This window comes from Micromonospora coxensis, from assembly GCF_900090295.1.
Classification (GTDB): domain Bacteria; phylum Actinomycetota; class Actinomycetes; order Mycobacteriales; family Micromonosporaceae; genus Micromonospora; species Micromonospora coxensis.
In genome coordinates this window covers 1616864-1634030 of the sequence record NZ_LT607753.1, presented here as the reverse complement: position 1 = coordinate 1634030, position 17167 = coordinate 1616864, and the positions used below count along the sequence as shown (strand labels likewise).

The following is a 17167-nucleotide window of genomic DNA, read 5'->3' as shown; positions in this document are numbered from 1 at the left end:
TGCCCGCGCCCCGTGCGGGACAATGGCTCACTGTGCCCGTACCCGAGTCTCCCGTGACCGCCGGCGGCCCCGCCGGGCCGGTCCGCCCCTCCCGCCTCGACCCGGCCATCGCCGCCCGGCTGCGCCGCACCCCGGACGGCCTGGTGGCCGCCGTCGTCCGCCAGCACGACACCGGTGAGGTGCTGATGGTCGCCTGGATGGACGACGAGGCGCTGCACCGCACGCTGACCACGGGCCGGGCGACCTACTGGTCGCGCAGCCGCCAGGAGTACTGGGTCAAGGGCGCCACCTCCGGGCACCACCAGTACGTCCGCTCGGTGGCCCTCGACTGCGACGGCGACGCGCTGCTGGTCAGCGTCGAGCAGGTCGGCGCCGCCTGCCACACCGGCGAGCGCACCTGCTTCTTCACCGAGCTGCCGGTCACCGCCGAGGGAGCCGACCCCCGGTGAGCGCGCGGCGCGGCACCCCGGTCGCAGACGAAAGGCAGGCCCCGCGATGACCGACGGCACGCTCAGCCCCGACCTCGACGCCTTCACCGCGCTGGCCGCCCGGTGGCGGGTGGTGCCGGTGACCCGGCGGCTGCTGGCCGACGCGGAGACGCCGGTCGGCGTCTACCGCAAGCTCGCCGGCGGCCCGGGCACCTTCCTGCTGGAGTCCGCCGAGCAGGGCGTGGGCTCGGCCGGGATGGCCTGGTCCCGGTACTCGTTCATCGGGGTGCGGAGCAGCGCCACCCTGGTCGAGGCCGACGGCGAGGCCCGCTGGACCGGCACCCCGCCGGCCGGCGTGCCGACCTCCGGCGACCCGGTGCGGGTGCTGCGCGAGACCGTCGAGGCGCTCGCCGGCCCGGTCCAGGACCCGGGCGGGGCGCTGCCGCCGCTGACCGGCGGCATGGTCGGCTACCTCGGGTACGACCTGATCCGGCGGTTCGAGCGACTGCCCGAGCTGACCGAGGACGACCTCGCCCTGCCGGAGCTGGGCATGATGCTCGCCACCGACCTGGTGGTGCTCGACCACTACGACGGCTCGGCGATCCTGGTCGCCAACGCGGTGCTGCCCCCGCTCGACGACCCGGACCGGGACACCGCCGTCACGGCGGCGTACCACCACGCGGTGGGGCGGCTGGACGCGATGACCACCGCGCTGTCGCGTCCGATTCCGCCCATGATCTCCACGGTCGCCCGCCGCCCGGCCGGCGAGGTGGTCAGCCGGACGCCCGACGGCGGCTACCGCAAGGCCGTCGAGGAGGCCAAGGAGGCGATCCGGGCCGGCGAGTGCTTCCAGATCGTGCTGGCCCAGCGTTTCGAGCGGGACACCCACGCCGACCCGCTGGACGTCTACCGGGTGCTGCGCACCACCAACCCCAGCCCGTACATGTACCTGCTGCGCTTCGACGGCTTCGACATCGTCGGCTCGTCCCCGGAGGCGCACCTGAAGGTCACCGCCGGCGCGGACGGCGAGCGGCGGGCGCTGCTGCACCCGATCGCGGGCACCCGCCCACGCGGCGCCACCCCGGAGGCCGACGCCCGGCTCGCCGCCGAGCTGCTCGCCGACCCGAAGGAGCGCTCCGAGCACGTCATGCTGGTCGACCTGGGCCGCAACGACCTGGGCCGGGTCTGCCGGGCCGGCACCGTGCAGGTGCCCGAGTTCGCCACCATCGAGCGGTACAGCCACGTCATGCACATCGTCTCCACCGTGGAGGGCACGCTGCGCGCGGACCGCAGCGCCTTCGACGCGCTGGCCGCGACCTTCCCGGCCGGCACGCTCTCCGGTGCCCCGAAGGTGCGCGCCATGGAGATCATCGAGGAGCTGGAGCCGGTCCGCCGGGGCCTCTACGGCGGCACCGTCGGCTACTTCGGCTTCGGTGGCGACCTGGACATGGCGATCGCCATCCGGACCGCGCTGATCCGCGACGGACGGGCGTACGTGCAGGCCGGCGCCGGGGTGGTGGCCGATTCCGATCCGGCCGCGGAGGACCGGGAGACCCGGGACAAGGCCGCCGCGGTGCTCGCCGCCATCGCCGCCGCCGAGACCCTGCGGCCGGCCCGGTGAGCGCCGCGGACCCGGCCGCACGGCCGGTCGCCGCGCGCCGCCGGCCCGCCACGCCCGCGCGGTGGTCGCGATGACCGGGTCGGCCGGTCCGTCGGCTCCGCGCGGCCACGCCCCCGCCGACCGGGGCCGGCGCGAGCTGACGTACGCGGTGCTGCTCTGCCTGGCCGGCGCGGGCCTGGCCTTCTGGGCGGCGACCCGCACCTGGTCGGTGGAGGTCGTCGGCCGGGGATCGCTGCCGGCGACCCGCCAGGACCGCTCCGGGGCCGACCTGCTGCCCTGGCTGTCCGCGCTGGCGCTGGTCGCGCTGGCCGGCGGTGGCGCGGTGCTGGCCACCCGGGCCCGCCTACGGCGGCTGCTCGGCGCGCTGCTGGCGCTGCTCGGCCTGGCCGTGGCGGCCGGCGGCGGCTACGGGCTGGCCGCCGACCTCGGCGGCGAGGTGAGCCGGCAGTGGCCGGCGTTCTGCCTGCTCGGCGGGGTGCTGGTGGCCGTCGGCGGGGGGCTGACCGCGCTGCGCGGTGACCGGTGGCCGGCGATGGGCGCCCGCTACGAGCGCCGCAGCGGGCCGCGGTCGACGCCCGACGGGCGGCCGGCGACGGAGCGGGGCACCCGGGAGGCGTGGGACGCGCTCGACCGGGGTGAGGACCCGACGGTCAGCTGACCGGCTGCCGGACCTCGCGGCGGTCCCGGGCGGCGGCCCGCGCGGCGGCCAGCTCGGCGACGAGGCGGTCCAGTTCGGCGCGCTGGTCGGCGCGGGCCCGGTCGGCGCAGACCGCCTCCCACGCGTTGCCCCGGGCGGTCCGCATCCGGCTCTCGCCCACCACGGCGCGTTCGAGGGTGTGCACCACGCCGACGGCGAGCGACGCGACGGTCCGGGAGATGGTGGTGATGTCGAGGGTCGGGTTCGGTCCCGTAGTGCTCATGGTGGTCACCCCACACGAGAAGTCCGACGGTCGGCAGGCGCGTCTTCGAGTCTGCCCTGGTCCCAGGCTGCCCGGCTCACGTTTCGCCGCGGTGACGGGCGGATCAACTGTCCATCGGGGCGAACGACCTGGGTAGGGCCGTTCATCCTTGAGCTTGGTCACAGCATCGACGGCCGTCGCCGTGATGCGGACCGGCGGCCGGCGTGGTCTCATGGTCCATGGGCGTCGGTCGATGGGCCGGGAGGGGTCGCGCCGCGGGCGCCGGTGACGCCGGTCGATCGGCGCGGTGGCGCTGCGTGACCCGGTGTTCACCGGAAGTCGGCCATCATGCCACAGCCCATTCCGTGAGGAGCGCCATACCCCCGGCACCCGTCGCCAGGTGGCGCCCCCTAGCATCGGCCCATGACACCCGGAGAGGGGAGTCCGTTGGTGACTGCTGAGCATGCGCACGCGGAGGGGGACGGGGCCGGTCCGGCAGCGTCCGGAAGCGTGCTCGACGAGATCCTGGCCGGCGTCCGCGAGGACGTGGCGCGGCGACAGGAGCAGGTTCCGCTGGAGCGGATCCGCGAACTGGCCGCCGCCGCGCCGCCGCCGCTGGACGCGTACGCGGCCCTGCGCAAGCCCGGCGTGGCGGTGATCGCCGAGGTCAAGCGGTCGTCGCCGTCCAAGGGCCGGCTGGCCGAGATCGCCGACCCGGCCGACCTGGCCGGCCAGTACGCCTCCGGCGGTGCCCGGGCGATCAGCGTGCTGACCGAGGGGCGCTGGTTCGGCGGCTCCCTCGACGACCTGGCCGCCGTCCGGGCCGCCGTGCAGGTCCCGGTGCTGCGCAAGGACTTCGTGGTCTCCAGCTACCAGATCCACGAGGCCCGTGCGCACGGCGCCGACCTGGTGCTGCTGATCGTCGCCGCGCTGGAGCAGAACGTGCTGGTCGGCCTGCTGGAGCGCATCGAGTCGCTCGGCATGTGCGCGCTGGTCGAGGTGCACACCGAGGAGGAGGCCGACCGGGCCCTGGAGGCCGGCGCGCAGGTGATCGGGGTCAACGCCCGTGACCTGCGTACCCTGGAGGTCGACCGGTCCGTCTTCGAGCGGATCGCACCCGGCCTGCCCAGCAGCGTCGTCAAGATCGCCGAGTCCGGCGTGCGCGGCCCGCACGACCTGATCCGGTACGCCTCGGCCGGCGCCGACGCCGTCCTGGTCGGGGAGGGTCTGGTCACCCAGAAGAGCCCGCGCGAGGCGGTCGCCGAGCTGGTCAACGCCGGTAACCACCCGGCCACGCCCCGCCCGGTGCGCTGACCTTCGACACCCGCGAGAGGATCACCGCCATGAGCGCTGACGTGTCGGCCCCGTCCGGCCAGGTTCCCGACGCCGCCGGCCACTTCGGCCGCTTCGGCGGCCGGTTCGTGCCGGAGGCGCTGGTCGGGGCGCTCGACGAGCTGGACGCGGCGTACCGCAAGGCGATGACCGACGAGGACTTCCTCGCCGAGTTCGACGCCCTGCTGCGCGACTACGCCGGCACCCCGTCGCTGCTCTACCCGGCGCACCGGTTCTCCGCGAAGGCCGGCGCGCGGATCCTGCTCAAGCGGGAGGACCTGAACCACACCGGGGCGCACAAGGTGCGCAACGTGCTCGGCCAGGCGCTGCTGACCCGGCGGATGGGCAAGAAGCGGGTCATCGCCGAGACCGGCGCCGGCCAGCACGGCGTGGCCACCGCCACCGCCGCCGCCCTGTTCGACCTCGAGTGCGTGGTCTACATGGGTGAGGTCGACACCGAGCGGCAGGCGCTCAACGTGGCCCGGATGCGGATGCTGGGCGCCACGGTCGTCCCGGTGACCACCGGCTCGCGCACCCTCAAGGACGCGATGAACGAGGCGATGCGGGACTGGGTCGCCAACGTCGACGACACGCACTACCTGATCGGCACCGCCGCCGGCCCGCACCCGTTCCCGGAGATGGTCCGCGACTTCGTCCGGGGCATCGGCGAGGAGGCCCGCCGGCAGTGCCTGGAGCTCACCGGCGCGCTGCCGGACGCGGTCGCGGCGTGCGTCGGCGGCGGCTCCAACGCGCTGGGCATCTTCCACGCCTTCGTGCCCGACACCGGCGTGCGGCTGTACGGCTTCGAGGCCGGCGGCGAAGGGGTGCGGACCGGGCGGCACGCGGCCAGCATCACCGGCGGCCGTTCCGGCGTGCTGCACGGCACCCGCACCTACGTGCTGCAGGACGCCGACGGCCAGACGATCGAGTCGCACTCCATCTCGGCCGGCCTGGACTACCCGGGCGTGGGCCCGGAGCACGCCTGGCTGCACGACAGCGGCCGGGCCACCTACGAGCCGGTGACCGACGCCGAGGCGATGGCCGCGTTCGAGCTGCTCTGCCGTACCGAGGGGATCATCCCGGCGATCGAGAGCTCGCACGCGCTCGCCGGCGCGCTGAAGATCGCCCCCCGGCTCGCCGAGGAGCTGGGCCGGGAGCCGGTCATCGTGGTCAACCTCTCCGGGCGGGGCGACAAGGACGTGCACACCGCCGGCGAGTACTTCGGCATCCTCGACAAGGAGCAGTGAGAGCGTGAGCCGGATCGGGGTGGCCTTCGACAAGGCCCGCGCCGACGGGCGGGCCGTGCTGGTGGGCTGCATGCCGGCCGGCTTCCCGACCGTCGAGGGCAGCATCGCCGCGATGACCGCCATGGTCGAGGCGGGCGTGGACGTCGTCGAGGTGGAGATCCCGTACTCCGACCCGGTGATGGACGGGCCGGTGATCCAGAAGGCCAGCGACATCGCCCTGGCCGGCGGTGTCCGCACGGCGGACACCCTGCGCATCGTCGAGGCGGTCGCGGCGACCGGCGCGCCGGTGGTCACCATGACCTACTGGAACCCGATCGAGCAGTACGGCGTCGACGCGTTCGCCCGTGACCTCGCCGCCGCCGGCGGCACCGGCCTGATCACCCCGGACCTGATCCCGGACGAGGCCGGCGAGTGGCTGGCCGCCTCGGACGCGCACGGCCTGGACCGCACCTTCCTGGTCTCGCCGTCGTCCACCGACGCCCGGCTGAAGATGACCGTCGCGCACTGCCGGGGCTTCGTCTACGCCACCGCCGTCATGGGCGTCACCGGGGCCCGGGCGCGGACCTCGGACGCCGCGCCGGTCCTGGTCTCCCGGCTCCGGGAGGTCACCGACCTGCCGGTCGGCGTCGGTCTCGGCGTCGGCACCGGCGCCCAGGCCGCGACCGTCGCCGGGTACGCCGACGCGGTCATCGTGGGCAGCGCCCTGATCCGCTGCCTGCTGGAAGCCCCGGACCAGGCGGCCGGGCTGGCCGCGCTGCGGGCGCTCAGCGCCGACCTCGCCGAGGGCGTCCGCCACCCGGCCCGCTGACCCGCCGGCACCCCGCCGGCACCCCGCCCCTGCCCGGCACCCCGCCTGCCGTCGCCCTGTCGCGGCAGCACCTTGGCGTCGCCCTGTCCCGGCAGCACCTTGGCGTCGCCCGGCCCGGGCGGCGTCCCGTCCCGGTGACGCCCTGCCCCGGCGGCGGCTCACGGCCGCTGCTCTGCCGCCGCCGATCCGACGGCGGCCTGCGCGGGGTCGTCGGGACGCAGGTCGCGCAGCACTCCCCACCGGCCGGCCAGCGCGTCGGCCACCGCCGCCCGGGTCACCGGGGTGACCTGTTCCGGTAACGCCTGCGGCCGGTGCCAGCCCAGTGCGCACCCGGCCGGCGGACCGGCGTCGGGCCGGGCGAGGACCCGGGCCCGGAAGACGTGCACCAGCACGTCGGGCGCCGCCCCGGGCGCGGCCGGCCGCCAGCAGGGCGCGTCGGAGAGGTGGTAGATCCCCACCAGGCCGGTCACCTCGACCGACCGGCCGGTCTCCCGCCGGATCTCGTCGGCCACCGCGCCGGCCGGGCAGGCCGGGCGGCGCAACCGCCCGCCGGGCAGCGCCCACCGCCGCCCACCCCGGCAGAGCAGCACCCGACCGCCGTCGTCCGTCACGACCGCCGCGACCGCCCAGGTGAGCCCGGTCATACCCGAAGAGGGTACGGACCGCGACACCGGGTGTCACCCGAGGCGCGTCACCACGCGGACCGGGGTGCCGCGAACGCGGTCCGCAACGGTAGCCTGTGCACCCGTGACCCTCGCCTCGTCGATTCCCCAGGCAGCCCTGCCGAGCCCGAGCACCGCGGTCTGGCAACTCGGGCCGGTGCCGATCCGGGCGTACGCGCTCTGCATCATCCTCGGCATCGTGCTGGCCTGCTGGCTCACCGAACGTCGGCTGCGCCAGCGCGGGGTGGCCCCCGGCGCGGTGCTCGACATCGCGGTCTGGGCGGTCCCGGCCGGCATCATCGGCGCCCGGATCTACCACGTGATCACCTCGCCGGAGAAGTACTTCGGCGCCGGCGGCGAGCCGCTGAAGGCGCTCTACATCTGGGAGGGCGGTCTCGGCATCTGGGGCGCGGTCGCCGGTGGCGCGGTCGGCGCGTGGATCGCCGCCCGGCAGCTCGGCATCCCGTTCGCCGTGGTGGCCGACGCGCTCGCGCCGGGCCTGCCGCTGGCCCAGGCCGTCGGCCGGTTCGGCAACTGGTTCAACAACGAGCTGTACGGCGGCCGGACCACCCTGCCCTGGGGGCTGGAGGTCCACAAGATGGACTCCGCCAACCCGGGCCAGGCCCAGGTCGACGAGGCCGGCAACCCGATCCTGCTGCCGGGGCTCTACCACCCGACCTTCCTCTACGAGGCGATCTGGAACGTCGGCGTCGCCGCCCTGGTGCTCGTCCTCGACCGGCGACTCAAGCTGGGCCGGGGCCGGGCGTTCGCGCTGTACGTGATGGGCTACACCGCCGGCCGGTTCTGGATCGAGATCATGCGCACCGACGAGGCGAACGAGATCCTCGGCGTCCGGATCAACGTCTGGACCGCCGCGCTGGTGTTCCTCGGCGCGCTGATCTACTTCCTGCGGGTGCGGGGCCCGCGCGAGTACCTGATCCCGGTCGGCGCCCCGGCCCCGGTCCCGCCGCCCGGCGGGGACGTCTCCCAGGTCGACCTCTCCCGCGCCGAGCACGGCGCGCGGGCCGCCGCGCCGGAGGGCTACCGGACGGTGGACGAGGAGCAGTTCCGCGCGTACCAGGAGACGGGCGAGGTGCCGCCCGCCGACGCGCCGCCCACCGCGACCGACGCGCCGGCGGCGCACCCGGACGAGGACGCCGACCACCCGGACGACGACGCGCCGCAACGGGACGACCGGGCCGGCGCGGCCGGCGCCCGTCCCGCCGACCGGGACAGCTGAGCGGGGCGGGGCATGCGTACCGCGGTGGTGGTCGGCGCCGGACTCGGTGGCCTGGCGGTGGCCGGCGCGCTGGCCCGCTCCGGCTGGCAGGTCACCGTGCTCGAACGGGCCGACCGGGTCCGCCCGGAACCGACAGCCGTGGTGCTCTGGCCCAACGGGGTCCGCGCCCTGCACGCCCTGGGCCTCGGCGCGGGCCTCGACGCCATCGCCACCGCGCTGCCCGACGGCGGGGTACGCCGCCCCGACGGCCACTGGCTGGTGCAGCCACGCCCCACCCCGGCCGACCGGATGCCGGTGGTGGTGCACCGGGAGGACCTGCACGACGCCCTGATCGCCGGTCTCGGCGACCGGGTGGAGCTGCGTACCGGAGTGGCCGTGGACACCGTACGGGCCCGCTCCGGTGAGCGCCCGGCGGTCGGCGCGGGCCGCCACCTGGTCGAGGCCGACCTGGTGGTCGCGGCCGACGGCACCGACAGCGCGGTACGCCGCCAGCTCGCCCCCGAGGCGGCCGTGGTCAGCTCCGGCTCCGCCTCCTGGCGGGCGGTGATCCCCTGGTACCGGGCCCCGAGACTCCCCGCCGACCAGCCGCTCGGCGGGGAGGTGCTGGGGGCCGGCTACCGCTTCGTGGCCGCCTCGCTGGGCGAGCGCGGCTCCTCCGGCGCGTCCCGCCGGGGCGGCATCTACTGGGTGGCCACCGCCGCCGGCGCACCCCGCCCCGAACCGGCGGAGACCCAGCTCGCCCTGCTCAAGCGCTGGTACGCGGGCTGGCCCGCCCCGGTCGGCGAGCTGCTCGACGCCACCGAGCCGGACGACCTGGTCCAGCAGGAGGTCCGCGAGCTGCGGCCGCTGCCCCGGGCGTACGGCTTCCCGGCCGGGCCGGGTGGGGTGGTGCTGCTCGGCGACGCGGCGCACGCCATGCCGCCGCACCTCGGGCAGGGCGCCTGCCTCGCCTTCGAGGACGCGGCCACCCTGTCGTCGCTGCTGCGCGAGTCCCGGCTGCCCGACGCCGTGCAGGCGTACGACCGGCTGCGCCGGCCCCGCGCGGCGACCGTGGTCCGGCAGACCCGCCGGATGTCGGCGGTCCTGCAGGCCCGTGGCCGGCTGGCGCTGCGGGCCCGCGACGCCGCCCTGGGCACGATCAACCCCCGCCTGCTCTCCAGCGCCGCCGCCTCCGCCGCCCAGTGGCGACCCCCCACCCACACCCCCTGACCCCTCGATCCCCCCACCCCCCACCCACCCGCCGGCCGGTCCCGCGCCCGGCACCCCGTGCTTCGGTGATCAAGAAGTTTGCGTGACGACACGCCGAGGCGCAGTGCGCAAACCTCTTGATCACCGCGCTGTCCGCCGGGCCGCGCGGGGCGGACAGGCGCGAGGGGGCCGGGGGAGGGGTGTCAGATGAGGGCGGTGGGTTCGGCGATGCAGGCGGTGCCGACGCGGCGGAAGCCGACCCGCAGGTAGACCCGGGCGATGTCCTCGCTGCCGGCGGAGAGGAAGACCAGCTCGGTGCCGGCGGCGCGCAGTTCGCGGGCGAGGGTGGCGGTGACCGCCGCGCCCAGGCCCCGGCGGCGGGCGGTCGGCAGGGTGGCCACCCCGGCGATCTCGGCGACGTCGTCGACCCGCATCGCCATCCCGCTGGCGAGGGCGCCGTCGGTCGGCGTGCCGGCCAGCACCGACAGCCGGCGTCCGTCGGCGATCCGGGCCCGCTCCTCGTCCAGCGCGGCCACGTCCAGCTCGGTCACCGCGGCGTCCCGCTCGGCCGGTCCGGCCTCGCCACGGGCGGTGCCGGCGGCGGCGAAGCCGACCGCGGCGACCGCGCGGCGGGCGGCCACGTCGGCGGCGAAGCCAGGCGCGTCCGGGTCCAGCACCCGCACCGGTACGTCGGTGAGCGTCGCCGGGTCGGGCAGGTGTTCCGGGTCGAGCACCATCAGCGGCGCCTCCAGCACGCCCAGCCCCGCCGCGCGGGCCACCGCGAGCAGGTCCGGGGTGGTCTCGTGCACCCATTCGAAGGCCTCCGGCAGGCCCAGCTCCCGCTGCCGCTCCCGTACGGCGGCCACGTCGGCCAGCGAGGGCGGCGCGGTGGCGTCCAGCCGGGGGCGGGCGTAGAACGGCCAGCCGGCGCCGTCCCGGACGAACAGGACGAGACCGCCGTGTTCCTCGCCGCGGGCCGCGTCGCGGGGCACCGCGTCGTAGAAGCGCTCCAACCGGGCGAACAGCTCACTGTGCTCGGGATTCACCGCGCGAGACTACACGTCCCAGAGTCTGGAAGGTGTGATCAATCTGCACTGGCCTTGCGGGGGTCGCCCTAACGTAGACTCAATAGACCGCTGAGGGCCGACGTCGTCCCGACCATGTTCCAACCTGAGTGACGACAGGAGGCCCGGTGGCCTTTCCGTACCCTCTCAGCCCGCAGTCGGCCCCGTCCGCGGCCGGTCTCTACGACCCGGCCAACGAGCACGACGCGTGCGGCGTGGCGTTCGTCGCGGACCTGCACGGTCGGCGCTCCCACGCGGTGGTGGCGAACGGACTCGGCGCGCTCTGTCGCCTGGACCATCGTGGCGCGCGGGGCGCGGAGCACAACACCGGTGACGGCGCGGGCATCATGATCCAGGTGCCGGACGCGTTCCTGCGCGCCGTGGTGGACTTCCCGCTGCCCCCGGCCGGCCAGTACGCCACCGGCCTGGTCTTCCTGCCCGACGACGACGCCGGCGAGGCCCGTGCCCGTCGGGTGGTCGAGAAGTACGCCCTGGTCGAGGGGGCCGAGGTGCTCGGCTGGCGGGACGTGCCGACCGATCCGAGCGGGCTGGGCGAGACCGCCCTGGCGGCGATGCCGCGCATCCGTCAGCTCTTCCTCGCCGCGCACCGGCTCACCGACACCCCGGCCGGCCCGGCCGGCTCCCCGCTGACCGGCCTCGACCTGGACCGGGTGGCGTTCTGCGTCCGCAAGCAGGCCGAGCGGGAGAGCGCCGAGCGGGGCGTGCCGGCGTACTTCCCGTCGCTGTCGTCGCGGACCATGACCTGGAAGGGCATGCTCACCCCGGACCAGCTCCCGGCGTACTTCCCGGAGCTGACCGACGAGCGGGTGGACAGCGCCATCGCCCTGGTGCACTCCCGCTTCTCCACCAACACCTTCCCGTCCTGGCCGCTGGCGCACCCGTACCGGTTCATCGCGCACAACGGCGAGATCAACACCATCCGGGGCAACCGGAACTGGATGCAGGCCCGCGAGGCGCTGCTGCGCAGCCCCGACCTGCCCGGCAACATCCGGCGCATCTTCCCGGTCTGCACCCCGGGCGCCTCCGACTCGGCCAACTTCGACGAGGTGCTGGAGCTGCTGCACCTGGCCGGGCGGAGCCTGCCGCACGCGGTGCTGATGATGATCCCGGAGGCGTGGGAGAACGACCCCGGCATGCGGGCGGACAAGCGCGCCTTCTACCGCTTCCACGCCAGCCTGATGGAGCCGTGGGACGGCCCCGCGTCGGTCGCCTTCACCGACGGCGAGATCGTCGGCGCGGTGCTGGACCGCAACGGCCTGCGTCCGGGCCGCTGGTGGCACACCTCCGACGGCCTGGTCGTGCTGGGCAGCGAGGCCGGCGTGCTCGACCTCGACCCGGCCACCGTGGTCGCCAAGGGGCGCCTCCAGCCGGGCCGGATGTTCCTGGTCGACACCGTCAACGGGCGGATCGTCTCCGACGACGAGATCAAGACCGAGTTGGCCGCCGCCCGGCCGTACGCCGAGTGGCTGCACGCCGGCCTCATCGAGCTGGACGACCTGCCGCCGCGCGAGCACGTGGTCTACACCCACGACTCGGTGCGCCGCCGCCAGCAGACCTTCGGCTACACCGAGGAGGAGCTGAAGATCCTGCTCGGGCCGATGGCGCGCAGCGGCGCCGAGCCGCTCGGCTCGATGGGCACCGACACCCCGATCGCCCCGCTGTCGACCCGGCCCCGGCTGCTCTACGACTACTTCCACCAGCTCTTCGCCCAGGTCACCAACCCGCCGCTGGACGCCATCCGGGAGGAACTGGTGACCAGCCTGGCGTCCACCATCGGGCCGGAGGGCAACCTGCTCGACCCGGGCCCGGCGAGCTGCCGGCAGATCGTGCTGCCGTACCCGGTGATCGACAACGACGAGCTGGCCAAGATCCTCTCCATCGACGAGGACGGCGACCTGCCCGGCTTCAAGGCGGTCCGGGTCTCCGGGCTGTACCGGGTCCGCGACGGCGGGGCCGGCATCAAGGCCCGGCTGACCGAGATCTGCCGGCACGTCTCGGAGGCGATCGAGGACGGCGTACGGATCCTGGTCCTGTCGGACCGCGACTCCAACGCCGACCTCGCCCCGATCCCGTCGCTGCTGCTCACCGCCGCGGTGCACCAGCACCTGGTCCGGGAGCAGACCCGTACCCAGGTGGCGCTGGTCGTGGAGACCGGCGACTGCCGGGAGGTGCACCACGCGGCCGTGCTCATCGGGTACGGCGCGGCGGCGGTCAACCCGTACCTGGCCTTCGAGTCGGTGGAGGACATGATCTCCACGGGCGCCCTGGTCGGCGTGGAGCCCGCGAAGGCGGTCCGCAACTACGTCAAGGCGCTCGGCAAGGGCGTCCTGAAGATCATGTCCAAGATGGGCATCTCGACCGTGTCGTCGTACTGCGGCGCGCAGGTCTTCGAGGCCGTCGGTCTGGACACCCGCCTGGTCGAGCGGTACTTCCGGGGCACCCCGAGCAGCATCGGCGGCATCGGCCTCGAGGAGATCCACGCCGAGGTGGCCGCCCGGCACGCCCTGGCCTGGCCCGCCCCGGGCGCGCGGACCTCCGACCGGCTGGAGGTCGGCGGCGAGTACCAGTGGCGTCGCGAGGGTGAGCTGCACCTGTTCAACCCGGAGACGGTCTTCCTGCTCCAGCACGCCACCCGCAGCCGCCAGTACGACGTCTTCCGGCAGTACACCGCCAAGGTCGACGAGCTGGCCGCCGAGGGCGGCTCGCTGCGCGGGCTGTTCACCCTGCGGACCGGGGTGCGCCCGGCGGTGCCGCTGGACGAGGTCGAGCCGGCCAGCGAGATCGTCAAGCGGTTCGCCACCGGCGCCATGTCGTACGGGTCGATCTCGGCCGAGGCGCACGAGACCCTCGCCGTCGCGATGAACCGCCTCGGCGGCAAGTCCAACACCGGCGAGGGCGGCGAGGACGTCGAGCGGCTGCACGACCCGGCCCGCCGGTCCTCGGTCAAGCAGATCGCCAGTGGCCGCTTCGGCGTGACCAGCGAGTACCTGGTCAACGCCGACGACCTCCAGATCAAGATGGCGCAGGGCGCGAAGCCCGGCGAGGGCGGCCAGCTGCCCGGCAACAAGGTCTGGCCGTGGATCGCCCGGACCCGGCACGCCACCCCGGGCGTCGGCCTGATCTCGCCGCCGCCGCACCACGACATCTACTCCATCGAGGACCTCGCCCAGCTCGTGCACGACCTGAAGTGCGTCAACCCGGCCGCCCGGGTGCACGTCAAGCTGGTCAGCGAGACCGGGGTGGGCACCGTCGCGGCCGGCGTGGCCAAGCTCAAGGCCGACGTCATCCTGATCTCCGGCCACGACGGCGGCACCGGCGCGTCCCCGCTGAACTCCCTCAAGCACGCCGGCACCCCGTGGGAGCTGGGCCTGGCCGAGGCGCAGCAGACCCTGCTGCTCAACAAGCTCCGCGACCGGGTCACCGTGCAGGTCGACGGCCAGCTCAAGACCGGCCGGGACGTGCTGATCGCGATGCTGCTCGGCGCCGAGGAGTTCGGCTTCGCCACCGCCCCGCTGATCGTCGAGGGCTGCGTGATGATGCGGGTCTGCCACCTGGACACCTGTCCGGTCGGCATCGCCACCCAGAACCCGGTGCTGCGCGAGCGGTTCACCGGCCGGCCGGAGTTCGTCGAGAACTTCTTCCTCTTCCTCGCCGAGGAGGTCCGGGAGTACCTCGCCGAGTTGGGCTTCCGCACCATCGACGAGGCGATCGGGCACAGCGAGCTGCTCGACGTCACCCCGGCGATCGACCACTGGAAGGCGCACGGGCTGGACCTGGGACGCGTCCTGCACCTGCCGGAGCTGCCGGCGGACGCCGCCCGGCGCGGCATCCGCGCCCAGGACCACGGCCTGGAGCTGGCCCTGGACAACGAGCTGATCGCGCTCGCCCAGCCGGCGCTGCGCGACGGCAGCCCGGTGCGGGTCGAGGTGGCGGTGCGCAACGAGCACCGCAGCGTCGGCGCGATGCTCGGCGGCGAGGTCACCCGCCGCTTCGGCGGCGCCGGCCTGCCCGACGACACCATCGAGTTCGCGCTGCGCGGCACCGCCGGGCAGTCCTTCGGCGCTTTCCTGCCGCGCGGGGTGACCCTGCGGCTGCACGGCGACGCCAACGACTACGTCGGCAAGGGCCTCTCCGGCGGGCGGATCGTGGTGCGCCCGGACGCCGCCGCGCCGTTCTGCGACCCCGAGGCCGCCGTCGGGCAGCGGGCCGAGGACCAGATCATCGCCGGCAACACCATCCTGTACGGGGCCACCGCCGGCGAGCTGTTCCTGCGCGGCCGGGTGGGGGAGCGCTTCGCGGTGCGCAACTCCGGCGCGGTGGCGGTCGTCGAGGGCGTGGGCGACCACGGCTGCGAGTACATGACCGGCGGCACCGTGGTGGTGCTCGGCGCGACCGGCCGCAACTTCGCCGCCGGCATGTCCGGCGGCACCGCGTACGTGTGGCGGCTGGACCGCTCGCGGGTCAACGCCGAACTGGTCGACCTGACGCCGCTGCGCGACGCCGAACGCGAGCTGGTGCACGACCTCGTCCAGCGGCACGTGGCGGAGACCGACTCGGCGATCGGCGCGGAGCTGCTCAAGCGCTGGCCGGAGGCGGCCGAGGAGTTCACCGCGGTGGTCCCCCGCGACTACCGCCGGGTGATGGAGATCATGAAGGCCGCCGAAGCCGCCGGCCGTGACGTCGACGACGCGGTCATGTCTGCGCTGACCGCGCCGGTGTCGCCCGCCTCGCGGGTGGCGGTCCAGGAGGTGGCTCGTGCCTGACCCGAACGGTTTCCTGCGCTACAACCGGCGGCTGCCGGCCCGCCGCCCGGTGCCGGTGCGGATCACCGACTGGCGTGAGGTCTACCCGCCCGCCGGGGAGGAGCTGATCCGCGAGCAGGCCACCCGATGCATGGACTGCGGCATCCCGTTCTGCCACGACGGCTGCCCGCTGGGCAACCGCATCCCGGACTGGAACGACCTGGTCCGGACCGGCAACTGGGACGCCGCGGTGCAGTCGCTGCACGCCACCAACAACTTCCCCGAGTTCACCGGCCGGCTCTGCCCGGCCCCGTGCGAGGCGGCCTGCGTCCTGGGCCTCGGCGGCCAGCAGCCGGTCACCATCAAGCAGGTCGAGGTGGAGATCGCCGACGCGGCGGCGCGCGCCGGACTGCTGCCCCAGCCGGTGCCGGCGCCGACCGGCCGCTCCGTCGCCGTGGTCGGCTCCGGGCCCGCCGGGCTCGCCGCCGCGCAGCAGCTCGCCCGCGCCGGTCACGCCGTCACGGTGTACGAGCGCGACGACGCGATCGGCGGCCTGCTCCGGTACGGCATCCCCGACTTCAAGCTGGAGAAGCGGCACGTCGACCTGCGGCTGGCCCAGCTCGCCGCCGAGGGCGTCGTGTTCCGCACCGGGGTGGACGTCGGCGTCGACGTGACCGCGGAGCAGTTGCGCGCCGAGCACGACGCGGTGCTGCTGGCCTGCGGCGCGTTGCAGGGCCGCGACACCCCGGAGACGCCGGGGCGGGCGCTGCGCGGCGTACACCAGGCGATGGACCACCTGGTGGCCGCCAACCGCGCGGTCGCTGCGGCGGGCGCCGGCCAGCCGGGCGTGGCGGCGGCGGGCGAGGGGCGGCCGGCGCTGGCCGTGCTCCCCGACGGCTCGCCGATCGACGCGGCCGGCAAGCACGTGGTGATCATCGGCGGTGGCGACACCGCGGCGGACTGCCTGGGCGTGGCCCACCGGCAGGGCGCGGCGGGCGTGCACCAGCTCGACCTGTACCCGGAGCCGCCGGAGACCCGGGACGCCGAGCGCGACCCGTGGCCGACCTGGCCGTGGGTGCTGCGCAACTACCCGGCGCACGAGGAGGGCGGCGAGCGGGTCTTCGCCGTGGCGGTGCAGGAGTTCATCGACGACGGCACCGGCCAGGTCGACGGCGTGCGGATCGCCGAGGTCACCGTGGAGAAGCGGGACGGCCGGCGGATCGTCACCGCGCTGCCCGGCTCCGAGCGGGTGCTCCCCGCCGACCTGGTGCTGCTGGCCATCGGCTTCGAGGGCACCGAGGAACAGCCGCTGCTGACCCAGCTCGGGGTGACCCGCAACGCCCGGGGCGCGGTGGACGCCCGGCCGGACTGGCAGACCGACGTCGACGGCGTCTTCGTCGCCGGGGACATGCACCGGGGCGCGTCGCTGATCGTCTGGGCCATCGCCGAGGGGCGGGCCGCCGCCGCGGCCATCCACACCTACCTGGGCGGGGTCGGCGAGTTGCCGGCCCCGGTGGACCCGGCACGGCAGCCGCTCGCCGCCCGCTGACGACCGTCGGTGAGGGCCCGACCCGGATCAACGCTGGGGTCGGGCCCTCACCGTACGCCGCTGGCCCAGTCGCCCACGCGGCATTCGGTCCGGGCGCTGGGGTCCGGGTGTGCCGGTCGGCCACTACAGACTTGAGCGCAGATCTGAATCAGCGTCGCCCGGATTGCTGCGGTCGCTGTGGTCGCTGCGGTCGCTCGGCTCGTCCGTCACTGGGGTGACCGGGCGCGCCGTCACTGGGGTGACCGTGCCCGCCGTCACTGGGGTGACCGCGCCCGCTAAGTTCGGTCCGGGCGCTGGGGTCCGGGTGCGCCGGTCGGCCGCTACAGACTTGAGTACAAATCTGAATCAGCGTCGTCCAGGTCGCTG

13 protein-coding genes are annotated in these 17167 nt (G+C 75.1%); 10 read left to right on the top strand and 3 right to left on the bottom strand.

Features of this window, described 5'->3' with window-relative positions; translation table 11 throughout:
• Positions 1 to 32 precede the first annotated feature (32 nt).
• The 3 genes from hisI (at position 33) to GA0070614_RS07130 (ending at position 2707) form a co-directional block, all read left to right on the top strand.
• Positions 33 to 449, top strand: a complete 417-nt coding sequence (hisI, locus tag GA0070614_RS31030) for a phosphoribosyl-AMP cyclohydrolase (RefSeq protein ID WP_088979291.1) — start codon at positions 33 to 35, stop codon at positions 447 to 449.
• 46 nt (positions 450 to 495) lie between these two features.
• Entirely contained in the window at positions 496 to 2049 is a 1554-nt protein-coding gene (locus GA0070614_RS07135) for an anthranilate synthase component I (RefSeq protein WP_088975204.1), read from the top strand.
• Positions 2050 to 2119: 70 nt separating this feature from the next.
• A complete protein-coding gene (locus GA0070614_RS07130) occupies positions 2120 to 2707 on the top strand; it encodes a Trp biosynthesis-associated membrane protein (protein WP_088979290.1) in 588 nt (195 codons plus the stop codon).
• On the opposite strand, the gene GA0070614_RS07125 is transcribed toward GA0070614_RS07130, so the two are convergent.
• Positions 2700 to 2969 (bottom strand): hypothetical protein, encoded by a 270-nt coding sequence (locus GA0070614_RS07125; protein WP_088979289.1) that lies wholly within the window; start codon positions 2967 to 2969, stop codon positions 2700 to 2702. The genes GA0070614_RS07130 and GA0070614_RS07125 overlap by 8 nt on opposite strands.
• A 489-nt stretch (positions 2970 to 3458) precedes the next feature.
• Here GA0070614_RS07125 and trpC point away from each other — a divergent pair, with 489 nt between their 5' ends.
• The 3 genes from trpC to trpA are packed head-to-tail and all read left to right on the top strand — an operon-like array spanning position 3459 to position 6335.
• Entirely contained in the window at positions 3459 to 4262 is an 804-nt protein-coding gene (trpC, locus tag GA0070614_RS07120; RefSeq protein ID WP_172892384.1) for an indole-3-glycerol phosphate synthase TrpC, read from the top strand.
• A 29-nt stretch (positions 4263 to 4291) separates the two neighbouring features.
• On the top strand, positions 4292 to 5527 hold the full coding sequence (gene trpB / locus GA0070614_RS07115; protein ID WP_088975202.1) for a tryptophan synthase subunit beta: 1236 nt from the start codon (positions 4292 to 4294) through the stop codon (positions 5525 to 5527).
• Between the two features lie 4 nt (positions 5528 to 5531).
• Positions 5532 to 6335 carry a tryptophan synthase subunit alpha gene (trpA, locus tag GA0070614_RS07110; protein WP_088975201.1) on the top strand — a complete coding sequence of 268 codons (804 nt, stop codon included), beginning with the start codon at positions 5532 to 5534 and terminating at the stop codon, positions 6333 to 6335.
• 158 nt (positions 6336 to 6493) lie between these two features.
• On the opposite strand, the gene GA0070614_RS07105 is transcribed toward trpA, so the two are convergent.
• Positions 6494 to 6979, bottom strand: coding sequence for an NUDIX hydrolase (locus GA0070614_RS07105; RefSeq protein ID WP_088975200.1), 486 nt, complete (start codon positions 6977 to 6979; stop codon positions 6494 to 6496).
• 103 nt (positions 6980 to 7082) lie between these two features.
• Between GA0070614_RS07105 and lgt the strand changes: the two genes are divergently transcribed.
• Positions 7083 to 8237 (top strand): prolipoprotein diacylglyceryl transferase, encoded by a 1155-nt coding sequence (lgt, locus tag GA0070614_RS07100; RefSeq protein WP_088975199.1) that lies wholly within the window; start codon positions 7083 to 7085, stop codon positions 8235 to 8237.
• A gap of 12 nt (positions 8238 to 8249) precedes the next feature.
• Complete coding sequence (locus GA0070614_RS07095) at positions 8250 to 9446, top strand: FAD-dependent oxidoreductase (protein ID WP_088975198.1); 1197 nt, start codon at positions 8250 to 8252, stop codon at positions 9444 to 9446.
• A 182-nt stretch (positions 9447 to 9628) separates the two neighbouring features.
• Here the strand turns inward: GA0070614_RS07095 and GA0070614_RS07090 are convergent, their stop codons facing one another.
• The gene (locus GA0070614_RS07090) at positions 9629 to 10471 is read right to left on the bottom strand and encodes a GNAT family N-acetyltransferase (RefSeq protein ID WP_088975197.1); all 843 of its coding nucleotides are present in this window, start codon (positions 10469 to 10471) and stop codon (positions 9629 to 9631) included.
• Between the two features lie 146 nt (positions 10472 to 10617).
• On the opposite strand from GA0070614_RS07090, the gene gltB reads away from it, so the two are divergent.
• Both gltB and GA0070614_RS07080 read left to right on the top strand, forming a co-directional pair.
• A complete protein-coding gene (gene gltB / locus GA0070614_RS07085) occupies positions 10618 to 15273 on the top strand; it encodes a glutamate synthase large subunit (protein WP_088975196.1) in 4656 nt (1551 codons plus the stop codon).
• Positions 15266 to 16801, top strand: a complete 1536-nt coding sequence (locus GA0070614_RS07080) for a glutamate synthase subunit beta (protein WP_088975195.1) — start codon at positions 15266 to 15268, stop codon at positions 16799 to 16801. Before gltB ends, GA0070614_RS07080 begins: the two co-directional genes overlap by 8 nt.
• Positions 16802 to 17167: the final 366 nt, after the last annotated feature.